A 22140-nucleotide genomic window follows, 5' to 3' on the forward strand; every position below is an offset into this window, starting at 1 on the left:
TTATCAAAGTAATCAATTTCGTTTGTCTTTTCAATAAGCTTTTGTCAATCTGTAATAATTAATTGTGAACAACAATGACCGGATGTGATGTTTTCCTCACCTTGCTAATCGATTGATTATTGGCTACATTTTTCATTAATGAAACGAATTATTTTGATATGTTCCCTCCTCAGTCTCTGTTCGTTTCCGATGCTTGCACAAGATTCGAAAGAGAACGCCGATTTCAAACTTGCCGTGAACCTCTATAATGACAAGTTATACGATCTGGCATTGGAACAATTCCAAGCATTTATCAACTTGTATCCTTCTACAGCACAAGGCGTTGAGGCACATTTCTATCTTGGACTGTCGCAATCCAAGCTTGGTAAACACGACGAAGCACGGTTCACCTTCCAAAATTTTGCTCTTGCATATTCTGACAACAGTAAAGCTCCTGAAGCGTGGATGAACGCCGCAGAGGAATATGCGGCTATGAAGAATGAGCGCGAGGCAGCAATGGCGTTCGAACGCGTTAAGACGTTTCATCCGAAGAGCAAGTTCGCACCGATTGCATTGTCAAAAGCAGCGGATTATTACGAACAGCTTGGCGATAAGGAAAATACGAACCGTGTTCTTCGCATGTTGACGCAAGAGTACACGACAGCCGAAGTCCTACCGGCGCGGCTAAGAATTGCGGAAATGCTTATTGTGGAAGGACAGTATGAACTAGCGCGTCAGGAATGTAAACGTGTTGCGGATGCAGCAAACGATGCACCGTTGAAGGCTCGCGCGTTGTTGCTGTTGGGCCAAGCTCTTGCAGGGTTAGGGAGAACTTCCGAAGCGGAGGAAGCAATCTCTGATGTCGCGAAGAATTTTAAATCCACCTCAAGCTATAACAAGGCGCTCTTCACGCTCGGTGTGTTGAAGAATCTCGCGGGCAATACAGATGATGCCATGGCAGCATGGAAATCGCTCGCAGAGGACAGTGCCAAAGCGCCGAAACAGTTGCGGCAAGATGCCTACATCGAAATGGCGGAGGCAAACAATCACGTTCGGTCATATCCGCGTGCGTTAGCCTTGTATGAACGAGCAAGCGAAATTCGAGGAGTGCGCAATGGGGAAGTGCTCTACAAAGCCGGCATTGCGGCAGAGCAGACGGGTGACCTCACAAAAGCGGCGCAGTATTATTCCCGTGCGCTCAATGATAGTCTTGGCAGTGTGGATCGACGGGCATTGGTCGTTGGTGCATATAAAGCTGCGAAGATAACGAAAAACTTCACCGAAGCTGTGCGATTGGTAAATGACTACCGCCAGCAATTTTCATCGGATGCGAATTTGCCGCGTCTTCTGGTTGAGGGTGCAAGGATAGCGAACACGGAACTGCGTGATCCAAAAACAGCCATCGATTTTTGCGAATGGCTGCGCGAACGTTATTCTGCGAGCGAATGGATTGATGATGCGACTTTTGAACTTGGTGAAGCGCGGATAAAAGCCGGCGATGTTGACGGAGCAATTGATGCCTTCGAAAATTTGCAAAGACGTTATCCGAGCAGCGAATTTGTTCCGGATGCACAAAAACAAATTCGTCTCATCAAAGCGTTCGATCAACGAAGTAAGGATGCAAGTCTGCAAAAACTTGCATTGCTGGTAGGGGATGTGATAGCACAGAAATCAAAAGGCAATCTTGCATACCGCCTTGCAGAAATCTACTTCTTTGATTTGAAAGATTACAATCTTGCCGCAGGGCAATACGCGTATGCACTCAGCGTCGATTTGGAAGATGCTCTCCGGCCTTCTGCGTGGATGAAACAAGCACAGTCCTATGAACTGCTTGCGCTGAAAGAGGAAAAAACGAGCGCACGAGAAAAAGAATATATTTCCAAAGCCATCGCGTTCTATGATTCACTGGCAGCATATTTTCCGGCAGGTGAACTCACAGATCAAGCTGTTGTGGCTGCATTTACACTCCGCTTGCAATTGACAGAGAAGCCGGAAGATTTGCGAACACTGGGAACAGAATTTTTGTCGAAGTCTTCTGGAACACGCGGAAGAGACATAGCGCTTCTCTTGCTGGGTGATTCATATTTTTCTGCGAAGAATTATGAAAGCGCAATCCTAACCTATAAACTTTTGTTGGAAAAATATTCAGATCGTGAGACAGCTCCATCCGCATATTATCACCTAGGCATGTCGCTCGATGGAATCATGGAAAAAGATTCCGCACTCCAAGTGATAGATCGATTTCTCTCCCATAATCCAAATCACACGTACAGCGCGGCTGCAGCGGCGTACCTCGCAAAAGCGGCAGCGGACAGCGCTCGATTAATCAAAGCGCTTGGTTTTTTTGATCTCCTGGAGAAACGATACTTTTACAGTCCGTTGAATTCGAATATTGATATACGAAAAGCAGACGCATATTTCAACGCGAAGGATTTCAAGAATGCTTTCGATTGGTATGAACGAGGATGGAAAAGAATGCGGTCGGATTTCTTCGCTGTGACCGGCGATCAGAACGTTGAGCGTTCCATAGTCTTCAACCTCGGAGCGTGCAGTGAAAAACTTGGCAATCACGCGGCGGCAAAGAAATATTATGCCGATTATGTAACGCGGGATCAGGCGACCGAGAAAGCCGGACAGGCGTACTATGCTCTTGCATCTATCGCGAAGGCAGAAAATGATATTGATGCTGCTACAACATATTTGCAGAATGTAAGTCGCATCGCAGTGAAGACAGGTGGACAAGGGGCATCGGTAGCGCTGGAAACAGCAGAAATGTTATTTCGGAATGAAAAATATTCCGATGCGATTGTGAAGTATAATGCGGCACTATCGCAAACAAACAATGATAGTCTGAAACACTACATCCAATCACGCGTGATTATATCATACTTCCGTCTTGATAATATAAAAGAAGCGGACAAACGTGCCGCGGAATTTGTAAAAACGAATGACGCAGGTTTGTTGAGCTATGCAGCAGAGTTTGAATTTGAGCGCGGCAAATATCAAGTCCGGAAGGAAAATTTCATAAAAGCGAAAGAGCGATTCGACAATGTCGTTCTTTCTTATCGAGGGGCTGCTGTTGTTCCTGAGGCGCTCTTCTGGATAGCGCATGTGCATGAGCTGGATCAAAAAATGCCTGAGGCAGTGCAGCTGTATGATTCTCTTCTGCGGAATTTTCCAAACGACGGTATTCTGCCGCGCGCGCGGCTGAGTCTTGGCAATGCATATTATAGTATGGAACAATGGGACAATGCTTCCAAACAGTACCGTTTCATTCTTGATAATGAAGAGCGCTCCCCCGATCTTGTTCCGCTTGCCATGAGCAATTTGATTATGACCTATAAGGAAATGGAGCTTTTCGACGGTGCATTAGAACTGACCCGCAAGTTCATCGATCGTTTTCCGAACGATCCGGATCTCATCGATAAAAAAATCGATATGGGTGTGCTCTATCAGAAGCTCGGATACTACGATCAATCGATTCTGCAATTGCAAAGTTTGATTGCAGCCGGCAACTCCGACCTTGAAGCGGAACTCCGGTATTACATTGGTGAAGCGTACTTCTACAAGGGAGAATATCAACAAGCTGTTTTAGAATTTCTGAAGGTACCATACCTGGTTACGAAACGAGGCAAAATTGATTGGATTTCAACTTCTTACTATATGGCGGGTCAATCGTATGAAAAAACATCCAAGTACGATCAGGCAATGACGATGTACAGGCAGATCGTCGATCGGAAAGATACTGATGCACAGTTTAAAACAGCAGCACAAAAAGAAATAGACCGCGTAAAAGCTATATTAAAAAAATAGGAATACGAAGATTTGGTGATTGAGTGATTGAGAGAGTGAGTGATTAAGAGAACGAGAGATTGATTCATTGTAAAAAGTCAACCGGAAATATTAAGAGATCGAACAAAACAATTTGCTATTGGAATTGTTAGACTCGTTCGGATATTCCCGAGTAATGAAGAGAGTAAGATTATAGGAAGACAATTGATGCGTTCTGCAACATCTGTTGCTGCAAATTATTGTGCGGTTTGCAGAGCCCGTTCAAAAGCAGAATTCATTGCGAAAATTGGTATTGTTGTAGAAGAAGCTGATGAAACAGTGTTTTGGCTTGAAATGATAACAGAACTCAATATACTTTCCACAGAAAAGACGGGTGACTTGCTTAAGGAAGCAAATGAATTGCTTGCTATTTTCTCAGCCTCCCATCAAACAGTACGTGGTAGGAGATAAAATGTATTTTCCTCATAATCCTTTAATCGCTCAATCACGCAATCACATAATGGCTTAATTTAACAATGGGTTACATTTTTGAAGCAGAAATAGAATCCATCATCCATGCCGTTCACATTAAAACGATTGGCGAGGATGACGGTATTATCTTAAAAAAAATACTTTCAGCAAGAATCCATCCGGCAATAAAGGCGTATTTCAAAGCTGAAGTTGAAAAGACACTCAGGCAGGAACGAGGATTGGAGTACCGTTCTAAAAAATTTTCCTATTCACTGCCCGAAGTGCGAAGTCTTGAAGAGCAGATTGATTTATTGCTTGTTCAGAATTATCATTTCAGTGTGCAGGAATTTGAATCGCTTCTTGATGAGTCGGTACATTTTCAATTCAACTATCTTTGCCGCCCGCAATGGACACTGTTAAATTTTATTGTTGGCGAGCAGCGCAGAGTCGCTTCGGAGGTTATTGAAAAACGTCTCAGATATTGCGTTGATTATACGTACTTCCCTGAATTGATTAAGCGATTTATTGTTGATCGTGGATTGGCAGAAGTGACGTATGAAGAATTCAAGTTGCTGATAGAAAAGATCGATCATGAAGTGGTGACTCAGCATTCCAGCCTTGAACTCGCACATATGACACGTGCTTTGTTCGATTTTGTCGAATCCGGTAAAATGGTGCCGCAGGTGGAATTTGAGCAGCAAACACTCCCGATTAATGCAGCCATTGTTTTTTTTGGAGATAAAAACATTCAGGAAATCTGTACGCGGTTGGAATTCGAGCGCGACCATAATCGTGTCATACAAATTACAGCAGATCGATTGGCAGATATCATAGAAGTCGTTCGAACAGGTAATGAAGATGCAACTGTCCATGTGCTTGCATCGCCTGTTGTACCGCCCGACACAGAACAGCACGAGAACGAACCGATATCAACAATGAATGTTGATAGTACCGGACTCGTGCAAGAAACAATCGATGAGGCACAAGCGTCAGAGAAGGACATAAAGCCGAAAATACCGCTCCTTGTCTTTGGGGAGAACGATGAGCAGTATCTTGCATCGACACCGAGCGCGAAGCAGAAGGAAATTCTTGATCTTTTTCCCGGTGAAGAATTTGCCCTTATTGTCCGGAAACTTTTTGCAAATGATGAACCGGCGTTTCGCGGGGCAGTCACAGAAATAAGTCTTTTGCGTACGTGGGAACAGGTTGCTCAATATCTTGATAAACTTTTTCTTGTCAATCAGACAGATCCATTTAGCGCGGAAGCGGTAGGTTTCACAGATAAATTATATGCGCATTTTCATTCATCCATTGCCAATCAATAGGTCGGCAATTTTTATCGGGCAGGTTCTTTATGCAATTTATCGATGAAGCAAGAATTTCTGTCAAAGCAGGTGATGGCGGCAATGGGTGCATCAGCTTCCGGCATGAAAAATATATTCCGAAGGGCGGACCGGATGGCGGTAATGGCGCGCGCGGCGGTAGCGTTATTATCCGTGCGGACAGGCAGTTGAACACATTGCTTGATTTTAAATACAAACGAAGTTATCGAGCAGAACGCGGAGAGAATGGACGCGGAAAAGATCAGGGAGGAAAATCAGGGAAGGACGAAGTTGTTAAGGTGCCTTGCGGTACCTTGGTACGGGATGCAGTGAAAGGAAAGACCATTGTCGATTTGTTGCACGATGGCGATGAATTCATTATTGCGCAAGGTGGAAAAGGCGGGCGAGGGAATGGAGAGTTCGCTACACCTACGAATCAAGCGCCGCGGTTTGCTGAGCCTGGAACGCCGGGCGAGGAACGCGAACTGATTCTTGAACTCAAACTCCTTGCGGATGTCGGGCTTGTTGGCTTTCCGAATGCCGGCAAATCAACACTGATCTCAGTGGTATCTGCAGCCAAACCGAAAATTGCAGATTATCCTTTTACGACACTCACGCCGAATCTTGGTCTCGTCCGCTATGCGGAAGGAAATAGTTTTGTTATCGCCGATATTCCCGGCCTGATCGAAGGCGCACACGAGGGCAAGGGTCTTGGTATTCAATTTATCCGTCATATTGAACGCACACGCGTCCTTGTGTTCCTCATTGAATCCATCAGCGAAGATCCGAAAAAGGATTATCATATTCTTCTGAATGAACTTGCTTCCTACAATCCTGCAATTGCAAGAAAGAAAAAGATAGTTGCTCTTACCAAGATGGATATTGTTCATGAAGCGGATAAGAAGAAGCTTGCATCGATAAAATTCGGACGCGGCGTGGTGACGTTTTCTATTTCAGCGGTTACGGGAGAAGGACTCCGCGAACTGCTGGGCGAAATGTGGAAAGTGTTGAATAAGAAGTAGGCAGGTTCTGTGACAAGTCTCCGTTATAAAATTGGTTTTAGTTATGTCGTTATTGTTGTTATCGGTTTGGCAACGAGCGCTTTTGCTGTCTATAGTTTTTCCAATCTCCGTGATACGTTTAGTCTCATGTTACATGATAACTATGAAAGCGTCCGCGCTGCGCAAAATATGTTTAAGGCTTTAGGTCGACAGGAAAATGCCCAGCTTTCGATGTTGATTCAAGATAATGATGCGTATTTTCAATTTAGCACGAATCGATCAAATTTTTTCGGATGGTTGGAAAAAGCAAAACAAGGCAATGTGAATGATCGAGAAAAAATAGTCCTGGACCGGATCACCCAGGATTCTTATCGATATACCCAGCTTACTGATTCGTTGTATCGTCTCTTGCAAATGAAAAGACAGACAACCGCTGCAGCCGAATTCAGAACGAGATTAATTCTTCCTGTCGCGAAATCGTTGCAGGATGGATGCTTCGAGTATCTCGAAATTAATCAAGATGCAATGACGGTGACCGAAGAAAAATTAAACCAGCTGACCAGCGATGCAACTGTCACGGTCATTACGATTTCTATCGTAGCAGTATTTCTGAGTATCTTCACAAGTATACGATTTTCGCGGACTATTCTTTTACCGGCAGAGAAACTGACTCGTTCTGTCCGCAGTATCAGTAGCGGTCAGCTGAATCAAAAAATCGATGTGAACACAGACGATGAGATTGGAGAGCTGAGTCAAGAATTCAACAAGATGACGGAACGCTTGAGAACCTATGAGCAATTAAATATCCAACAGCTCATTGTGGAGAAGAAAAAATCCGAGACGATTGTAGAAAGTATTGCCGACCCGGTTATCGTGACGGATCAGAACGGAGTCCTTGTTCTGATGAATCAAGCCGCGGCGGCTGTCTTCGATGTCCGTGGAGCCGATTGGCATGGGAAAGTTTTGCGCGAAGTCGTCGGCAATCAAAGCTGGGCAGAGATGCTGGAATTCGGCGGCATCCGGCGCATAGAACAGGAGCACCGCGATCCGCTTTTCGCATTCACACGCAACGATCTGAAATTATACTTCCGGCCGCGTCAAGCGCACATTATGGATGAGCATGGAAATATTCAAGGTGTGGTCACGCTGTTACAGGATGTAACGCGATTCAAAGACCTTGACCGGATGAAATCCGAGTTTATTGCAACGGTTTCTCATGAACTTCGCACACCGTTGACGTCATTAAGCATGGGCATCGATATCCTTTCTCAGGAAGTTGTGGGATCCGTGAACCAGCGCCAAAAAGATCTTCTTGTGGCTGCGAAAGATGATTCTGAACGACTGCGAAAATTGGTAAAAGAATTGCTGGATCTTTCCAAGCTTGAATCCGGCAAATATGAAATGAAAAAAGAACTTATAGATTTCCGCCGGCTTGTGGCGGACGCCGTGCGACCGCTGCGTCTTCCGTTTGAGGAAAAACAGATTCACCTAGAGCTTGCTATTCCGGAACATCTCCATGCGCTTTCTGCCGATCCCCATCAGCTTACCTGGGTTGTCACGAACTTATTGAGTAATGCACTTCGTTACACCGATACAGGCGGCAAAGTTCAGTTGACTGCCAAGGAAGAGAAAGATGGACTTTTTGTAACCGTTGCCGATACGGGGCATGGAATTCCACAAGAGAATTTAGAAACAGTTTTTGATAAATTTGTACAAGTGAAAAGCTCAACTGAGACAACACCGGGCAGCGTTGGATTGGGGTTGGCAATTGCTCGAGAAGTAGTAGAAGCCCACGGTGGACGAATCTGGGTAGAAAGTCAGATAGGAGTTGGCAGCACATTTTTCTTCACTCTTCCTACCGTACTGCAGGCCGAGGTATAAGTCGAATGCAGCAGCAAAAACCAAAAATACTTGTTGTCGATGACGAGAAAAATATTCTCAATACAATCGGTATCTGTTTCGAATCGATCGGTATTGATGCAACGCTCTGTGCGAAACCGCAGGATGTATTGCACTTACTGCAGGAACATGTATTTGATATAGCTTTTGTCGATCTAAAAATGTCGCCCATGGATGGTATTGAAGTCCTTGCTGAGATAAAACAGTATTCGCCCAACACGACTGTTATTATTATGACAGCCCATGGCTCGGTCGATACAGCTGTCGTCGCGATCAAAAAAGGGGCGCACGATTATCTACAGAAACCCTTCGATTTTGAGGAATTGAAACTATTCACACAAAAAGTTCTTGCACATCATCAGCTTGTTCATGAAGTAGCTGAACTTCGCGAAGAACTTGCCTCCTTGCAGGGCAGCGGTGAAATCATCACACGGAACCGTGCAATGATTGAACAGCTTGACATTGCAGCGCGTGTTGCAGAAAGTACCATTAGCATTCTGGTTGAAGGAGAAAGCGGCACAGGAAAAGAATTAGTAGCGCATTACATCCACCAGAAAAGCAATCGTGCCGATAAACCGTTTGTCAAAGTGAACTGTGCCGCAATTCCAGAACAGCTATTAGAGAGCGAACTATTTGGCCATGTGCGCGGTGCATTTACCGGCGCGTTGAAGGATCGGCAGGGCCGGTTTGAAATGGCAGACGGCGGAACAATCTTCTTAGATGAAATTGGGGAGTTGTCATCATCCATCCAATCGAAACTCTTGCGTGTTCTGCAGACGAAAGATTTCGAGCGTGTTGGTGAAAATATAACGCGCAAAGTGGACGTGCGAGTAATTTCTGCAACAAATCGCAATTTGGACGAAGCATTGAAAGAAGGAAGTTTCCGCGAAGATCTCTTCTACCGCTTGAATGGAGTCCGGATAAAACTTCCTTCGCTTCGAGAACGGCCGGAAGACGTGCCGCTGCTCATCCATCATTTTCTCAATAAAATTTCAAAAGATCGTGACATCAAAATTTCAACGGATGCTGACAAAGTTCTGAAAACGTATCGTTGGAGCGGCAATGTTCGGGAATTGGAAAACGTCATCGAGCGCGCAGCGCTTCTTGCAGCAAATGGCGTCATCGAACCAGCACATTTGCCGGAAGAGATTCGCGCAAGAATTGAAACAAATGCCCTCTCTTTGGAAGAAACTGAAAAAGTACAAATCAAAAAAGTTCTTCAGATTGCAAAAGATTACGATGAAGCCGCTCGCATTCTTGGCGTAGATCGAAAGACCTTGCTGAACAAACGCAAGAAATTTGGATTATAAGCGTCAGAACGCGGGGCATTTTTCCTCATTCATTTTCTCGTCAAATTTCTGCAATTTCGCCTTTATACACTCCTTATTCATTAAGAGCGTGGAATTTTTCCCCACATCTTCACTTTCTGTTATTCCAAAAGGCAGATATTGTATTGAAAAAGCCATGAAAGACTCGGGATGTGTGGTACTAAATTTGAGTATCAGAATTAGTTTGTTTATCGAACTCAAAGAATCGAGGAATTAAAATGTCAACAAAACTTACAACACTCAATAATTTGGAAATCGCTGTGCTGGAGCCGCGTGGTTCGCTGATTGGCGGTGAAGAGACGGACGATTTAAAAGCCAAAGCCAAAGATTTAGTGGAACAAGGAAATAAAAAACTTGTGCTTGATCTTGGCAGCATTACGTATATGAATAGTTCCGGAATAGGTGCGCTCGTCGGCATCCATTCTATGTATCAAAAAGTGTCTGGCAAAATCAGCCTCTGCAACGTTGCAAAAGGGGTTCAAAATGTTTTTGTCATTACAAAGCTCACGAGTGTTTTTAACGTAGAAGAAGATCGTCAGCAGGCGATCAATAGTCTTAAGTAGTCTTAAAGTATAAGTCATAATCATAATCATTACATATCACACAAATCAGGAGAACGTTTCATGAAGACTTCCACGTTCAATGCTATCGTTATCGTCCTCGCTTTCGTTTTTGGCTGGGTGATTTTCGAATACTTTTTACCATCCTTCATCAAGGAAGGCGGTGTACTTGTCATCGGTCTTATCGCAATTGTTATCATGCTGATCGCAGTAGTCGTTGAGCGTTGGCTCACATTGAAGAAAGCCAATGGCAAAGGCACGTTAACTGTGTTTTTAAAAAGCGTGCAACAGGCAGTGAATTCCGGCGATATCGATGCAGCGCTTGCCGCATGCGATAAACAGCGCGGCTCTTGCGCCAACGTTCTCCGCGCGGGCCTAGAAAAATACAAAATGGTGATAGAAGAAGGTGATGTGAAAGGACAAAAAGAATTAATGGAAAGTATTCAGCGCTCTATTGAAGAAGCAACGATGCTCGAAGTGCCAATGCTGGAAAAAAACCTATCGATGATGTCCACAATTGCTTCTATTGGAACGATGGTGGGATTGCTCGGAACAGTTATCGGGATGATTCGTTCATTCCAAGCAATGGGGCGAGCCGGCGCACCTGATGCAGTTCAACTCGCTATCGGTATTTCTGAAGCGCTTATCAACACTGCCGGCGGTCTTGTTGCTGGTATCGGCGGTATCGTTGCATATAACTTCTTTGTCACGAAAATCGATAACTTCACCTATATGATTGACGAAGCGAGCTATTCCATAATTCAATCCTTAGCATCACGCAGACCGCATAAGAAGTAACCGGGAAAGGTGACGTTATGCCAAAACATAAAAAGAAAAGACTCGGCACTCGCATCGACATGACACCAATGGTGGACGTAGCAATGCTCTTGCTGACGTTCTTCATGTTGACGACGCAGTTTAAACCGCCCGAGGATGTCGATGTTATCATTCCGGCGTCGCATTCGGAATTCAAACTGCCGGAATCGCACATCATGATGGTGTATGTGACCAAAGACGGCAAGATCTGGCTGGGTGTTGATTCACAAGGTCTGATGGAGCGGTTGTTTGGTGTGCAAAACAAATACAGAAAATCAGTCGAGGTGGATAAAAATACGCTCGGCAATTTACTCATTACAGCACGTATCAATGATCCAAAGCTTCGCACGGTCATTAAGGGTGATAAAAACGCACCCTATGGACCGATGGAAGATGTGATGGATGTTTTAGTGAAAGCGAAGATTACACGCTTTAATCTCGTCACAGATTTGGATAAAGGAGCATAATTTATGGCCGGTGCAGAAGTTGCTGAATCAAAATCGCATTCAAAAGGGAAGAAGAAAAAGAAGCGCGCTGGTATTCACATCGACATGACGCCGATGGTTGACGTTGCCATGTTGCTGCTGACATTCTTCATGCTTACGACAGTCTTCAACAAGCCCCAAACGATGGAGTTGAATTTACCGCCGGATGACAATGTTCAGGTGGAAGTTGCAGCATCCACGCTTCTCACAGTACGCGTTGAGCCGAGTATGGCTATCTACTGGAGTATGGGTAATGAACCGACTGCGCTTAAAAAAATCACATTTAAAGAACTGCGTCCGCTGCTCATTGAAAGACTTCGCAGCAATCCAAAACTCATAACGCTGGTGCAGATCGATCGTGAATCAAAATATAACGATATGGTCGACATTATGGATGAGCTCAACCTCGCTAATATCACAAAATTCAGCTTTGCACCAATGAAAGATGCTGATAAAAAGTTGATAGCGAAAGTAGCAGGATAGGAGACGATATGGCGCAAACAATTGCAGTACCTGTCCAGTATGGTGCAGCCGAATTAAAAACGGTTGCTCAAAAATATATGATGTGGGGCCTTATAACAGGCATTCTCATCTGCTTCTCCGGTGTCGGCACATATCATCTAGCCATCTGGTTGAATGAAGATGAAGAACCTGTTCATATGGTCCGCATTATGAAATACACAGATCTTGGACCACCTCCATCGTTGACCAATCAAGCCGCACCTGCTGTTGCAGTTTCAGGTCCGGCAGTGAGGCCAAGTATTGGTGTTCCCGTTCCTGTGCCTGATGCAGAAGTCAGCCCAGAGCAGACCATTTTATCACAAACAGAATTGAGCCAGCAATCCGCACCTGCAATCGATGCAAGTTCGTCAAGTGCTGGTGCCGCTCAAATTGAACAAGATTTGAAGATTGATGAAGATGCTCCACCTCCAGATTTCGTTCCATACGAAAAGGAACCCACAGTTGTCAAGCGAGTTGAGCCGAAATATCCGGATCTCGCTTTACGCGCCGGCTTGGAAGGCAATGTGTTCGTAAAAGTATGGGTAGATAAAGAGGGAAAAGTACGTAAGGTTGTTCTTCTCAAGAGCGATGCTCCAATCTTTGAAGATGCTGCGATCGGAGCTGCGAAGCAATGGGTCTTTACTCCGGCAGTGATGCAGAAAGGTCCGGTCTCGGTTTGGGTTTCTATCCCGTTCCGGTTTAGACTGACGGGAAATAAATAACCATTTGATAACGTCAAAGCTGATGAGTGCAAGGAAACAGCACATCCTGAAAGTTGGGATGAACTGATACTTAGACTTATCAGCTTTGCACGTTTATGAGGTCGAGGTTCGTAAGAGTGCGGAAGCTTTCCAATATATCGACGTATTTACATTACTCCGTTTCTATTATTACGTTTCTATTCGGAATAATAGTGATAAGCGGTGTTGCATTCCAATATGTGCCGAGTAAATTGCGCGTAACATTCGGCATTGTACTAATGCTCTGGGGAATTTATCGGTTTGTTTCTACATGGATCCACGTGCGTCAAAAAAATGAAAAAGATGAAGAAGAATGAAGCATACACTTCTTTCCATACTCTTTATTATCATTGCAGTCATCAGCGGATGTAAAAAACAAAATGAGACAGCGCCATTAAGTAATCGCCTGTTGCTTACCGCTGATCCGTACTTACCGCTCATGCAACAAGAAGGTGAACAATACATGAGTCTCTATCCGCAGGTGAAAATTGAAGTGCGCGGCGCAACAACTCGTGAGGCAATCGTTTCATTTTTAAATGACAGCGTTCATACTATTGTGATTGATCGGCAGTTTAATGAAGAAGAAAAACAAGTTGCACAACAAGCTTCTCTTCGGCTTGTTGAGTATAAAATTGCCGAAGACGGCATTGCAGTCATCGTTCACAAGCAAAATCCAATTCCAAATATTACTCCAGAATCGGTACATCACATAGTCACAAAAACAGCAACAGAATGGACACAGATTGCTGAATCTCGATGGTCTGGGCCTATTGATTTTGTTCTGACCGGAAGAAACTCTGGGTTGTATGAATTACTTCAGAAAAAGATATTTGCCGGATCGAAACCGTTGGAACCAAATACAGTCATGGACAGTCAACGTGACGTGATTCAGTACGTAAGTGCACACGCGCAATCGGTTGGATTTGTAGCCGCATCGCTTCTGACGGATCAAACGATAAAAGTGAAGATGCTCCCAATCCTTGCAAAATCGCCAGAGGGCGACGAAAGAGAATATTTACCGGGTCAGCAAGAAATTCACGAATCGCTTTATCCATTCCATTATTCTTTGTATCTTTACAACGCGGAAGCCAAGGCGGCTGTTGGAGTTGGTTTTAGCGCATTAGTACTATCAAATGTTGGGCAAAAGATTTTTCAGACAGCAGGCTTAGTGCCTGTTACTATTCCATATCGGACTATTCAGTTACATGCGGAGTGAAACGATAATGAAGCGTATCCTTTTAGTTGTTGCGGTTATGATGGTAGCTGCCACGACCACAGTCATCAGTCAGTCACTTGATAGAGCAACAGACCTGATGAAACAAAAAAAATATGGTGAGGCAATTGTTGTTTGTCAAACGTACCTTCAATCCAACTCGCGCGATGAGAATGGATGGCTAATTCTTGCAAAGGCATATGAACAAGCAGGAAGCCTCGATTCTGCGGAAATTGCTGCAAAGAAGGCAGTGCAGTTGGACGACGAGATGATGGAAGGATATACAGTTCTCGGGCAGATTCAACTTGCAAAGAAAAACGTACAAGACGCTTATGCTACAGCAAAAGCAGGGCTGAAGATGACGAAGCGAAAGCAGTCGAAGTATCCTCCTTTGCTTGTTGTCCTGGGACAGAGTCTCATTGCTTTAGATTCTGCTGATGCTGCGTTGGTCGCCGCCGCAGAAGCAAAGGAATTGGATCCACAGATTGCGGCAGCATACGAAGTGATGGGAGATGCTTATTTAAAGCAAAAAGTAACTCCCATGGCGATTAGTAATTATGAAAAGTGCTTAGAGATAGATTCGCTCCAATCCGGAGTATTGTATAAAATAGCCAATACATATAAGAATGACCGGCAATATACAACAGCGGCAGAATGGTATGTCCGTATTCTTGCCCAAGATCCAAATAATGAAGCAGCTCGTCTTGAACTTGCAGGATTATTCTATCGCGCAAAACAATATACAAATTGTGCAAAGACTCTCAAAGAATACTTTAAGAACGAGAAAGCTCCTCCTAAAGAAATCCAATCGATATTTTTAGAAGCGCTGTATAAAAGCAGGCAATATAAAGAAGCCTTCGAGGTAGCAAAAACATATATAAAACTCGAGCCAAATTCAGTTCTCGCGTATAGAGCCCTTGCCTATGGAAATCTTATCGATAAACAATATGCACAATCTATTGAGGCATATAAAAAAATTGCAGCCATTGATACCATGGAGTTTGATGATTATCGCTGGCTAGGAACTGCTTATAAACAAGTGAAAAAGGATTCTCTGGCGGTGATAACCTGGGAAGAAGCGATCAAAGATACGACACAGGCAATTGCACTGCGATCCTATTTGCTTGGTGAAATAGGGTCGTATTATATGAACCACAAACAATACGAGCGTGCTGCAGAATTTTTTCAAAAGCGTTTTCAGATCGACACAGTAGCTGTAGGATCTATCATTAATTACGCTCAGTGTATGATGCAGATCGATAAATTTGAATCAGCAAGTGCCGCCCTGAAAAAAGCAATTGCGCAGAATCCAAAATATCCGCCCGCTTATATTAACCTGGGCTTTTGTTATTTCCAGATGAAAGATTTTGATGCCGGGAGCAGCGCATTTGAAACGGCAATTAAGGTCATTGATACTGCAGAGACAAAGTTTCGCTTTGAACTTGCCGATGCCTATCGCGGGATTGCGTTGGCGTTAATGCTGGAAAAGAAATCGACGCCGGAAGAATCAAAAAAGAAATGGGAAGATGCCGTTACTTCCTTAAAGAAATCAATTAAGTACAAAGAAGATGTTGGTCAATCGCACCTTCTTCTTGGACAGAGCTATCAGAATTTGAATAAAAAGGAAGATGCTATAAGAGAATATAAACGGACGCTTCAGCTTGATCCGAAGAATGAAGCCGCTAAAAAAGGTTTGAAAGATCTGCAGCCAGAATAGAAAATGAAGTTCCGATTCAATGAGAATAATAGTGAAAAATCAACTTGTTTCTTCCACACAGCTCTAATCGAAAGGAACGGCGATGAATAAAAAAATCATCCTCTTCTTATTAGCAGTATTTGCTTTCTTGCCAGGGTGCAAAAAGAGCTCAACTGCCGATATAAAAGAATGGGCACAGTTTCAGGATCAATTCTTCAAAGTTTCATTTAACTATCCTAAGGATTGGGTGGTTGTGACAGAATCGAAGAAAGTGGTCATTTCATCTTCAGCCGAAGCTGCTGAGAAATTCTTTGATCATGAGACACGTAAAGCTGATGGTATCCAGATCATTATTGCGTCTGTGCGCAGTGATTCTATGCAGGATTATACGAAATATATCAAGGACTTCAAAGACGGAAAGACGGCTGAAGGATTCACTGTTAAAGAAATTGAAGACGCCACTATTGAGGGACTTGGTGCCAAAAAGGTAATCTATACCGGTGCGTACGACGAGAAAACAAAAATCAGTACGATCTGCGCCGCCACGTTGAAAGATTCAACAATTTTTTATGTGCAATATTCTGCTTTCAACGATCTTTTTGAACCGTATAAAATCGTGTTTGATTCGGTAATGGCATCATTAAAATTACCCCAAAAAATTGTTATTGAAAAAGGCGTTGATCCTGCACTTCCAATTGCACAGACCGAACGGTATTCAGATAACAATCTCCAATTGGAATATCCAGCTAATTTTGGCGCGAGTGATATGCCAAAAAAGGGTGATGTGATATCAGCGATAAGGTTTATGGGAGTTACTAAAGTCTCGAGAAATGATTGCACAATTGACATAGATGTAAGGCCTGCTAAGAAACTTTCATTGGAAAAGGTTGTTGAACAAAACTCAAAAAAGATCAAGGCAACTTCCAAAGGTGACACAAAAATTAACGGAGAAAAATCCGTTTATTTTAACGAAATTCCTCAGAAGGGTATTGAACGCAGAACATATTTTGTCGTGAAAAACGACAAATTTTTCAGGGTTATATTAACTTATTACGCTCCAATGAAGAAAGACTTCCTGCCTGCGTTTGAGAAAGTCATTGCTTCCATTCGCTTTAAGTAGTATTATTACACCCATCTTTTGATAAGCCGAGGTCATTCACAGGCCTCGGCTTCCCTTTTGTTGAATTCGGAATTTGAATTTTGGATCTTGATGGTTCTAGTGCTTCACTCCCGCACTCGGGAGTGAAGGAATATGCTACCAGCCGGCCGCGTGTTCTCGGGTGGCTCCGCAGTGCAGCAATTCTCGATGGTGACTGGGGTACAAGTGTAGCTTACGTCATGGGACTTGGATTCGCTCTTGCGGGCTATTCAAGCTTCTGGCATCTCTGTTTTATGATGGCGTTAACCACTCTCGTTGCCGTCAATTATATTACGATCTGTCGTCTCTATCCTCACGGCGGCGGAGTCTATAGTTCAGTATATCATCGCTCTCAATTACTTGCCGTTTTCGGTGCATTACTTCTGGCAGCAGACTATGTTGTTACCATGGCTTTATCTATACTGGATGCCTGCCATTATTTAGGTCTCGAAAATCCGGCGTTATGGGCAATAATTATTATCGGCATTCTTGGCACCATTAATTGGTACGGTCCAAAACACTCGGGTGGTTTGGCTCTCTTGATTTCCGCGTTTACACTTGCCACATTAGCAACAATAATATTTTCTTCTGCAGGGACTGCAGTCCAACAAGCGACTATTGTCAAGCCAGAGGGAGGATTATTTCATAATTGGGGCATCTTTATTGGATTCATTCTGAGTCTTTCAGGCATAGAAGCAATTTCTAATATGACGGGTTTGATGAAAGACCCTGCCAGAGATTCGCGTCGCGCCATACTTTCTGTTCTCGCAAAAGTCATTATTGCTAATCTTCTCCTTGGACTTGCCATGCATGCAATCCATGGGTTGAATCCTGGTGATCACAAGGAAGACATGCTGCGTTTTCTTGGCGAGCATTATGTTGGCGCTTGGTTTGGGTGGTTTGTAGCTTTCTCTCTTGGCACACTTCTGATTTCGGCGGGTAACACGGCGCTCAATGGCCTGATATCCATTCAATTCTTGATGTCAATAGATAAAGAACTTCCCTTTTCACTGCGCAAACTGAATCGTCATGGCGTTCCTATTATTCCGCTGGTAGTAACGACGATTCTGCCTATTACAGTATTGCTCGTTTTTCAGGATGTAGAGACGCTCTCTCATCTTTATGCCATCGGATTAGTGGGAGCAATGGTCATCAATCTTGGTTCGACAGCGACAGATAAATCGGTCAGTATGAAGCCGTACGTAAAAATCTTGATGATGGTTTCAGCGGCGGTGCTCCTTTTAATCGAAATATCAATTGCTGTAAAAAAACACGAAGCAACGATTTTTGCCGGACTCATTTTATTGCTCGGCTTTGCTGCTCGCCAATTTGTAAAATGGAGATTAGCAGCCAAACAAATCCCTGCGGAGGTAGTGCAGACATTATCTGTACCGACGCGCAAACGTCGCCGAACATCTATTCCTTCTACGAAATATCTTCTTGCACTTAAGGATGTGAATGACAAGCTGTTGAAATTCGCTCTTGATGAAGCAAAGCAACGTGGTGCATTGCTCTTTGTGTTGCGCGTCAAGGAGATTGCAGTAGGTGCATTGCCGGAACGAATAGAAATGAAAGTGAATGGTGAAGAAGAACATATTGAAACTATTTGTTCAGCCTCAGGCATAGATTATCAGATTATTTCAATCCCGAGTTATGAAGTTGGATACACCATTGCCGAACAAGCCGCTACGTTTGGCGTTGATCGTGTCATTATGGGAGCGACCAAACGTAGTGTGTTGGAAAGCGTGCTCAGGGGCAGCGTGATGCGCTCTCTCAGCGCATTGCTGCCGGAAGAAGTACAGCTTATCATCTTCGGCGGATAATTTCCGCTCACCTTGTTTGTGATGTCCTTTACGTTCAGCATGGAGTCTCATTCGTGATCGAACAGATATCTCTTGAATGTGGAGTGGAGAAGGAACAGAATAAACTCTCTCGCCGCTTGGGACTGACTTCGGCGATTATGATCGTCATTGGGTCGGTCGTTGGTTCGGGAATTTTTCTCACTCCATCCAATGTTGCAGCGGCAGTTCAGATCCCCGGTGTGATGATCTTTGTCTGGATTCTGAGCGGACTCCTGACGCTTGCCGGCGCCATGACCAATGCAGAAATTGCCAGTCAGATTACTGATGCCGGTGGTCAGTACGTCTTTTTCCGGGTTCTCTATAATGATCTTATTGCGTTTCTCTACGGTTGGACTACTTTCATTGTGTACCAAACTGGGTCAATAGCCGCTATTGCGGTTGCGTTTGCGAAATATTTTGGTTTCTTCGTCAACCTTCCTCATTTTTCTCCATCGCTTGAAGCATGGCAGCTCCCGCTGATAGGGAATATCCATCCTTTTGCAGATATCGGATTAAAGCTCATGGCGATATCGGCCATCATGGTTCTTGCGATCATCAATTACTTTGGCGTGCACTTTGGCGGGTTTGTGCAGAATGTATTCACCTTTCTGAAAGTGGCGGCTATCGGCGGTATTGTGTTTCTGGGATTTACGTTCGGGAAGGGGAGCGTAGAACATTTCTTTCCGCTGTGGGGCAGTCCTTCTTCAGGTACTCTGATCTCAGCGATTGGTGTTGCAATGATTGCAACGCTTTGGTCATATGACGGCTGGAACAGTCTCACGTATCTTGCCGGAGAAGTGAAAGAACCCAAGAAAACTATTCCGCGAGCTTTGGTCATTGGAACGATTGCCGTTATCATTATTTATGCAGTCACAAACTTAGCGTATCTCTATGTCCTTCCAATCGAAGAGATTGCAAAATCAAATTTGGTTGCGGCAGATGTGATGGAAAGGGTCTTTCGCGGGTATGGCGGTGCGATCATTTCGTTGTGTGTGATGGTCTCGACATTCGGAACGGTGAACGGAACATCGATGACGACGGCACGCGTCTTTTTTGCGATGGCAAAAGATAAGCTCTTCTTTTCTGGATTCGGCAAAGTTCATCCGAAATATAAAACCCCGGGCAGATCACTCATGATCCAGGGCGTGTGGGCCTCGCTTCTGACATTGACTGGAACGTACGATCAGTTGTTTACGTACGTGATCTTTGCAGGTTGGATATTCTTCGCGCTTGGTGCTTTTGCAGTATTCATTATACGAAAAAAGATGCCAGACGCAAATCGAGCTTTCCGTGTGCCGGGTTACCCGTATGTTCCAATCGCATTCATCGTTGTTGCAACATGGTTTGTGGTGAATACCCTGTTGGTGCAGACTGCCGATTCATTAGTAGGTCTCCTCTTGCTTATTGTAGGAATTCCTTTCTATCTTTATTGGAAACAACAAATGAATCAAGAAGTTCTTATGAGAAAGCAATGATAATGCATTCCATCCTTTTATGGATCGGGTTTAATGTTTTTGTTCTCATTCTCCTGACTATCGATTTGAAAGTGTTAAACCGCAAACCGCACGAGATTAGCATTAAAGAGTCTTTAATGTGGAGCGCAGGGTGGATTGCATTGTCGCTTCTTTTCAATGTTGGAGTATATTTTTGGTTTGGTCGCGAATCTGCACTGCAATTTTTTACGGGCTACTTGATTGAAAAATCTTTAAGTATTGATAATCTCTTCGTTTTTTTACTTCTTTTCTCCTACTTCAAGGTTCCAGCAAAATACCAGCATAAAGTTCTCTTCTGGGGAATTTTGGGTGCTCTGATCATGCGCGGCGTACTGATCGTTCTTGGTGCTGCGTTAATTACTCGTTTTCATTGGCTACTGTATATCTTCGGATTATTTCTGGTCGTTACCGGAGTCAAGATGTCGTTTCAAAAGGAAAAAAAGGAAGTGCATCCGGAACGTAATATTGTTGTTCGAATTTTTAAAAAATTCTTTCCTGTTACGGCTGGTTACCACGAAGAAAAGTTTTTTGTGAAAGCGAACGGAAAACACTATGGCACACTTCTTCTCATCGTTGTAATAGTAATAGAAACAACGGATTTGCTCTTTGCTGTTGATTCAATTCCCGCAATATTTGCCATCACGCAAGATTCGTTTATTATCTATACATCTAACGTGTGTGCCATCCTCGGGCTGAGGGCTCTCTATTTTGCACTTGCCGGTATTATGGATCTGTTCTACTACCTTCGGCATGGATTATCGATTGTCTTGACCTTCATAGGATTGAAGATGCTGCTCATGGGATATGTGAATATTCCGATCGGAGTGGCATTGGCGGTAGTGGGAACCGTTATAGCAATTGCAATTGCTGCTTCGGTTATTCGGACAAGAGTTCAAAAGAACAATTCGTCACAGGCATGATATAGTTTTATTCGTGGAACTACCAAACGCATAGATAGATTTATATATCTTTCCCTTCGTTGCTCATAGAGATTCCGAATTTCGTACTCCGTCATCTAATCGAATCATGGAGAATTTGTACGCGGTACTATCAATGTACAACTTCAACTTTTAGAGGGATGTTAACTAACTAAAGAGGATGGATGTTTGCGTTAGAGATCTAAGATTGGTGTGTAATGTTGTTGGGCTACGCGTTTGCATCTGTCGGTATGCAATGAATCAAAAGAAATACTGAGTTCACTGAACTCTTAACTCGAACCTTCATTCAACGATCCAAATTGATAATAATTTTGTTGAAAAATGAAAAAGGCACACAAGCTTTTAGCTGTGTGCCTTTCTGTGTTTAAAAAATGTTCGCAATAATGAAGTGGATTCCTTTATATTTTGGAAACGTTCACTGCTTGCAGGCCCTTCGGACCCGTTTGGACTTCGAACTGCACTTTGTCGCCGTCGTTCAGGGTCTTGTACCCATCACCAACGATCGACTTGTAATGGACGAACACATCTTCGCCATTGGCGCGAGAAATAAATCCAAAGCCTTTAGCTCCGTTGAACCACTTGACTGTTCCTTCTTCCATGGAACAAATCCTTTCCTAAAAAGTTACCCCGATCAACCGTCGGGTCGGTGTACGCCGCAGGTACCGGCTCTTGCGAAAAACATCAACGAACAGGTGTGCCAATTGGTGGATGTCCGATGACAGCTTCTTACACTTGGGATGCGAAACTTTGCCCATCTAAAGATGATCGAAGCGGGTTCTCTTCTACACATGTATCCGAGAATTATCACAAAGAAGCAAGCACGGTGTACTGTTACTTGGCATAGTATTATACAGATTGTTAGGATAAGTTCCAAGTGGAAAAACAACCGCCCTGAGATATGTAACAGATATGCGCATGCCTTGTAAATACGTGTAAAACAGGGAAAGA

At 43.8% G+C, this 22140-nt stretch carries 19 protein-coding genes; 18 read left to right on the top strand and 1 reads right to left on the bottom strand.

The genetic code is table 11. From position 1 onward, the window contains the following. Positions 1-138 precede the first annotated feature (138 nt). The 18 genes from NTX44_00185 to NTX44_00270 all read left to right on the top strand — a co-directional run bounded on the left by NTX44_00185 (position 139) and on the right by NTX44_00270 (position 21174). The gene (locus NTX44_00185; GenBank protein ID MCX6120023.1) at positions 139-3792 is read left to right on the top strand and encodes a tetratricopeptide repeat protein; all 3654 of its coding nucleotides are present in this window, start codon (positions 139-141) and stop codon (positions 3790-3792) included. Positions 3793-3879: 87 nt separating this feature from the next. Beyond that, the gene (locus NTX44_00190) at positions 3880-4221 is read left to right on the top strand and encodes a four helix bundle protein (GenBank protein MCX6120024.1); all 342 of its coding nucleotides are present in this window, start codon (positions 3880-3882) and stop codon (positions 4219-4221) included. A 65-nt stretch (positions 4222-4286) separates the two neighbouring features. Next, the gene (locus NTX44_00195) at positions 4287-5546 is read left to right on the top strand and encodes a hypothetical protein (GenBank protein ID MCX6120025.1); all 1260 of its coding nucleotides are present in this window, start codon (positions 4287-4289) and stop codon (positions 5544-5546) included. Between the two features lie 29 nt (positions 5547-5575). Continuing rightward, complete coding sequence (gene obgE, locus NTX44_00200) at positions 5576-6565, top strand: GTPase ObgE (GenBank protein MCX6120026.1); 990 nt, start codon at positions 5576-5578, stop codon at positions 6563-6565. A 9-nt stretch (positions 6566-6574) separates the two neighbouring features. Further along, a complete protein-coding gene (locus NTX44_00205; GenBank protein MCX6120027.1) occupies positions 6575-8425 on the top strand; it encodes an ATP-binding protein in 1851 nt (616 codons plus the stop codon). A 5-nt stretch (positions 8426-8430) separates the two neighbouring features. Beyond that, the gene (locus NTX44_00210; protein MCX6120028.1) at positions 8431-9753 is read left to right on the top strand and encodes a sigma-54 dependent transcriptional regulator; all 1323 of its coding nucleotides are present in this window, start codon (positions 8431-8433) and stop codon (positions 9751-9753) included. A gap of 236 nt (positions 9754-9989) precedes the next feature. After that, entirely contained in the window at positions 9990-10334 is a 345-nt protein-coding gene (locus tag NTX44_00215) for an STAS domain-containing protein (protein ID MCX6120029.1), read from the top strand. Positions 10335-10394: 60 nt separating this feature from the next. Continuing rightward, positions 10395-11129, top strand: a complete 735-nt coding sequence (locus NTX44_00220; protein ID MCX6120030.1) for a MotA/TolQ/ExbB proton channel family protein — start codon at positions 10395-10397, stop codon at positions 11127-11129. A gap of 17 nt (positions 11130-11146) precedes the next feature. Then, positions 11147-11614, top strand: a complete 468-nt coding sequence (locus tag NTX44_00225; GenBank protein MCX6120031.1) for a biopolymer transporter ExbD — start codon at positions 11147-11149, stop codon at positions 11612-11614. A gap of 3 nt (positions 11615-11617) precedes the next feature. Beyond that, positions 11618-12115, top strand: coding sequence for a biopolymer transporter ExbD (locus tag NTX44_00230; GenBank protein MCX6120032.1), 498 nt, complete (start codon positions 11618-11620; stop codon positions 12113-12115). An 8-nt stretch (positions 12116-12123) separates the two neighbouring features. Next, positions 12124-12855 (top strand): energy transducer TonB, encoded by a 732-nt coding sequence (locus NTX44_00235; protein MCX6120033.1) that lies wholly within the window; start codon positions 12124-12126, stop codon positions 12853-12855. 116 nt (positions 12856-12971) lie between these two features. Beyond that, a complete protein-coding gene (locus NTX44_00240; GenBank protein MCX6120034.1) occupies positions 12972-13190 on the top strand; it encodes a hypothetical protein in 219 nt (72 codons plus the stop codon). Continuing rightward, entirely contained in the window at positions 13187-14089 is a 903-nt protein-coding gene (locus NTX44_00245) for a substrate-binding domain-containing protein (protein MCX6120035.1), read from the top strand. Before NTX44_00240 ends, NTX44_00245 begins: the two co-directional genes overlap by 4 nt. A 7-nt stretch (positions 14090-14096) precedes the next feature. Next, positions 14097-15803: a tetratricopeptide repeat protein gene (locus tag NTX44_00250; protein ID MCX6120036.1), complete on the top strand. Its 1707-nt coding sequence runs from the start codon at positions 14097-14099 to the stop codon at positions 15801-15803. Between the two features lie 82 nt (positions 15804-15885). Further along, positions 15886-16902 (top strand): hypothetical protein, encoded by a 1017-nt coding sequence (locus tag NTX44_00255; protein ID MCX6120037.1) that lies wholly within the window; start codon positions 15886-15888, stop codon positions 16900-16902. 80 nt (positions 16903-16982) lie between these two features. Then, positions 16983-18743, top strand: coding sequence for a universal stress protein (locus NTX44_00260; protein ID MCX6120038.1), 1761 nt, complete (start codon positions 16983-16985; stop codon positions 18741-18743). Positions 18744-18796: 53 nt separating this feature from the next. After that, positions 18797-20236 carry an amino acid permease gene (locus NTX44_00265; GenBank protein MCX6120039.1) on the top strand — a complete coding sequence of 480 codons (1440 nt, stop codon included), beginning with the start codon at positions 18797-18799 and terminating at the stop codon, positions 20234-20236. Further along, positions 20233-21174 carry a TerC family protein gene (locus tag NTX44_00270; protein ID MCX6120040.1) on the top strand — a complete coding sequence of 314 codons (942 nt, stop codon included), beginning with the start codon at positions 20233-20235 and terminating at the stop codon, positions 21172-21174. Before NTX44_00265 ends, NTX44_00270 begins: the two co-directional genes overlap by 4 nt. Before the next feature lie 416 nt (positions 21175-21590). Here the strand turns inward: NTX44_00270 and NTX44_00275 are convergent, their stop codons facing one another. Continuing rightward, entirely contained in the window at positions 21591-21791 is a 201-nt protein-coding gene (locus tag NTX44_00275; protein ID MCX6120041.1) for a cold-shock protein, read from the bottom strand. Positions 21792-22140 lie beyond the last annotated feature (349 nt).

It is taken from the genome of Ignavibacteriales bacterium (assembly GCA_026390575.1).
GTDB lineage: Bacteria > Bacteroidota > Ignavibacteria > UBA10030 > UBA10030 > Fen-1298.

Excerpts from the sequence above, each read along its gene's own strand:
- obgE (MCX6120026.1), top strand. The coding sequence starts at position 5,576 with ATGCAATTTATCGATGAAGCAAGAATTTCTGTCAAAGCAGGTGATGGC.
- NTX44_00215 (MCX6120029.1), top strand. The coding sequence starts at position 9,990 with ATGTCAACAAAACTTACAACACTCAATAATTTGGAAATCGCTGTGCTG.
- NTX44_00225 (MCX6120031.1), top strand. The coding sequence starts at position 11,147 with ATGCCAAAACATAAAAAGAAAAGACTCGGCACTCGCATCGACATGACA.
- NTX44_00270 (MCX6120040.1), top strand. The coding sequence starts at position 20,233 with ATGATAATGCATTCCATCCTTTTATGGATCGGGTTTAATGTTTTTGTT.
- NTX44_00250 (MCX6120036.1), top strand. The coding sequence starts at position 14,097 with ATGAAGCGTATCCTTTTAGTTGTTGCGGTTATGATGGTAGCTGCCACG.
- NTX44_00230 (MCX6120032.1), top strand. The coding sequence starts at position 11,618 with ATGGCCGGTGCAGAAGTTGCTGAATCAAAATCGCATTCAAAAGGGAAG.
- NTX44_00245 (MCX6120035.1), top strand. The coding sequence starts at position 13,187 with ATGAAGCATACACTTCTTTCCATACTCTTTATTATCATTGCAGTCATC.
- NTX44_00255 (MCX6120037.1), top strand. The coding sequence starts at position 15,886 with ATGAATAAAAAAATCATCCTCTTCTTATTAGCAGTATTTGCTTTCTTG.
- NTX44_00220 (MCX6120030.1), top strand. The coding sequence starts at position 10,395 with ATGAAGACTTCCACGTTCAATGCTATCGTTATCGTCCTCGCTTTCGTT.
- NTX44_00195 (MCX6120025.1), top strand. The coding sequence starts at position 4,287 with ATGGGTTACATTTTTGAAGCAGAAATAGAATCCATCATCCATGCCGTT.
- NTX44_00210 (MCX6120028.1), top strand. The coding sequence starts at position 8,431 with ATGCAGCAGCAAAAACCAAAAATACTTGTTGTCGATGACGAGAAAAAT.
- NTX44_00235 (MCX6120033.1), top strand. The coding sequence starts at position 12,124 with ATGGCGCAAACAATTGCAGTACCTGTCCAGTATGGTGCAGCCGAATTA.
- NTX44_00275 (MCX6120041.1), bottom strand. The coding sequence starts at position 21,791 with ATGGAAGAAGGAACAGTCAAGTGGTTCAACGGAGCTAAAGGCTTTGGA.
- NTX44_00185 (MCX6120023.1), top strand. The coding sequence starts at position 139 with ATGAAACGAATTATTTTGATATGTTCCCTCCTCAGTCTCTGTTCGTTT.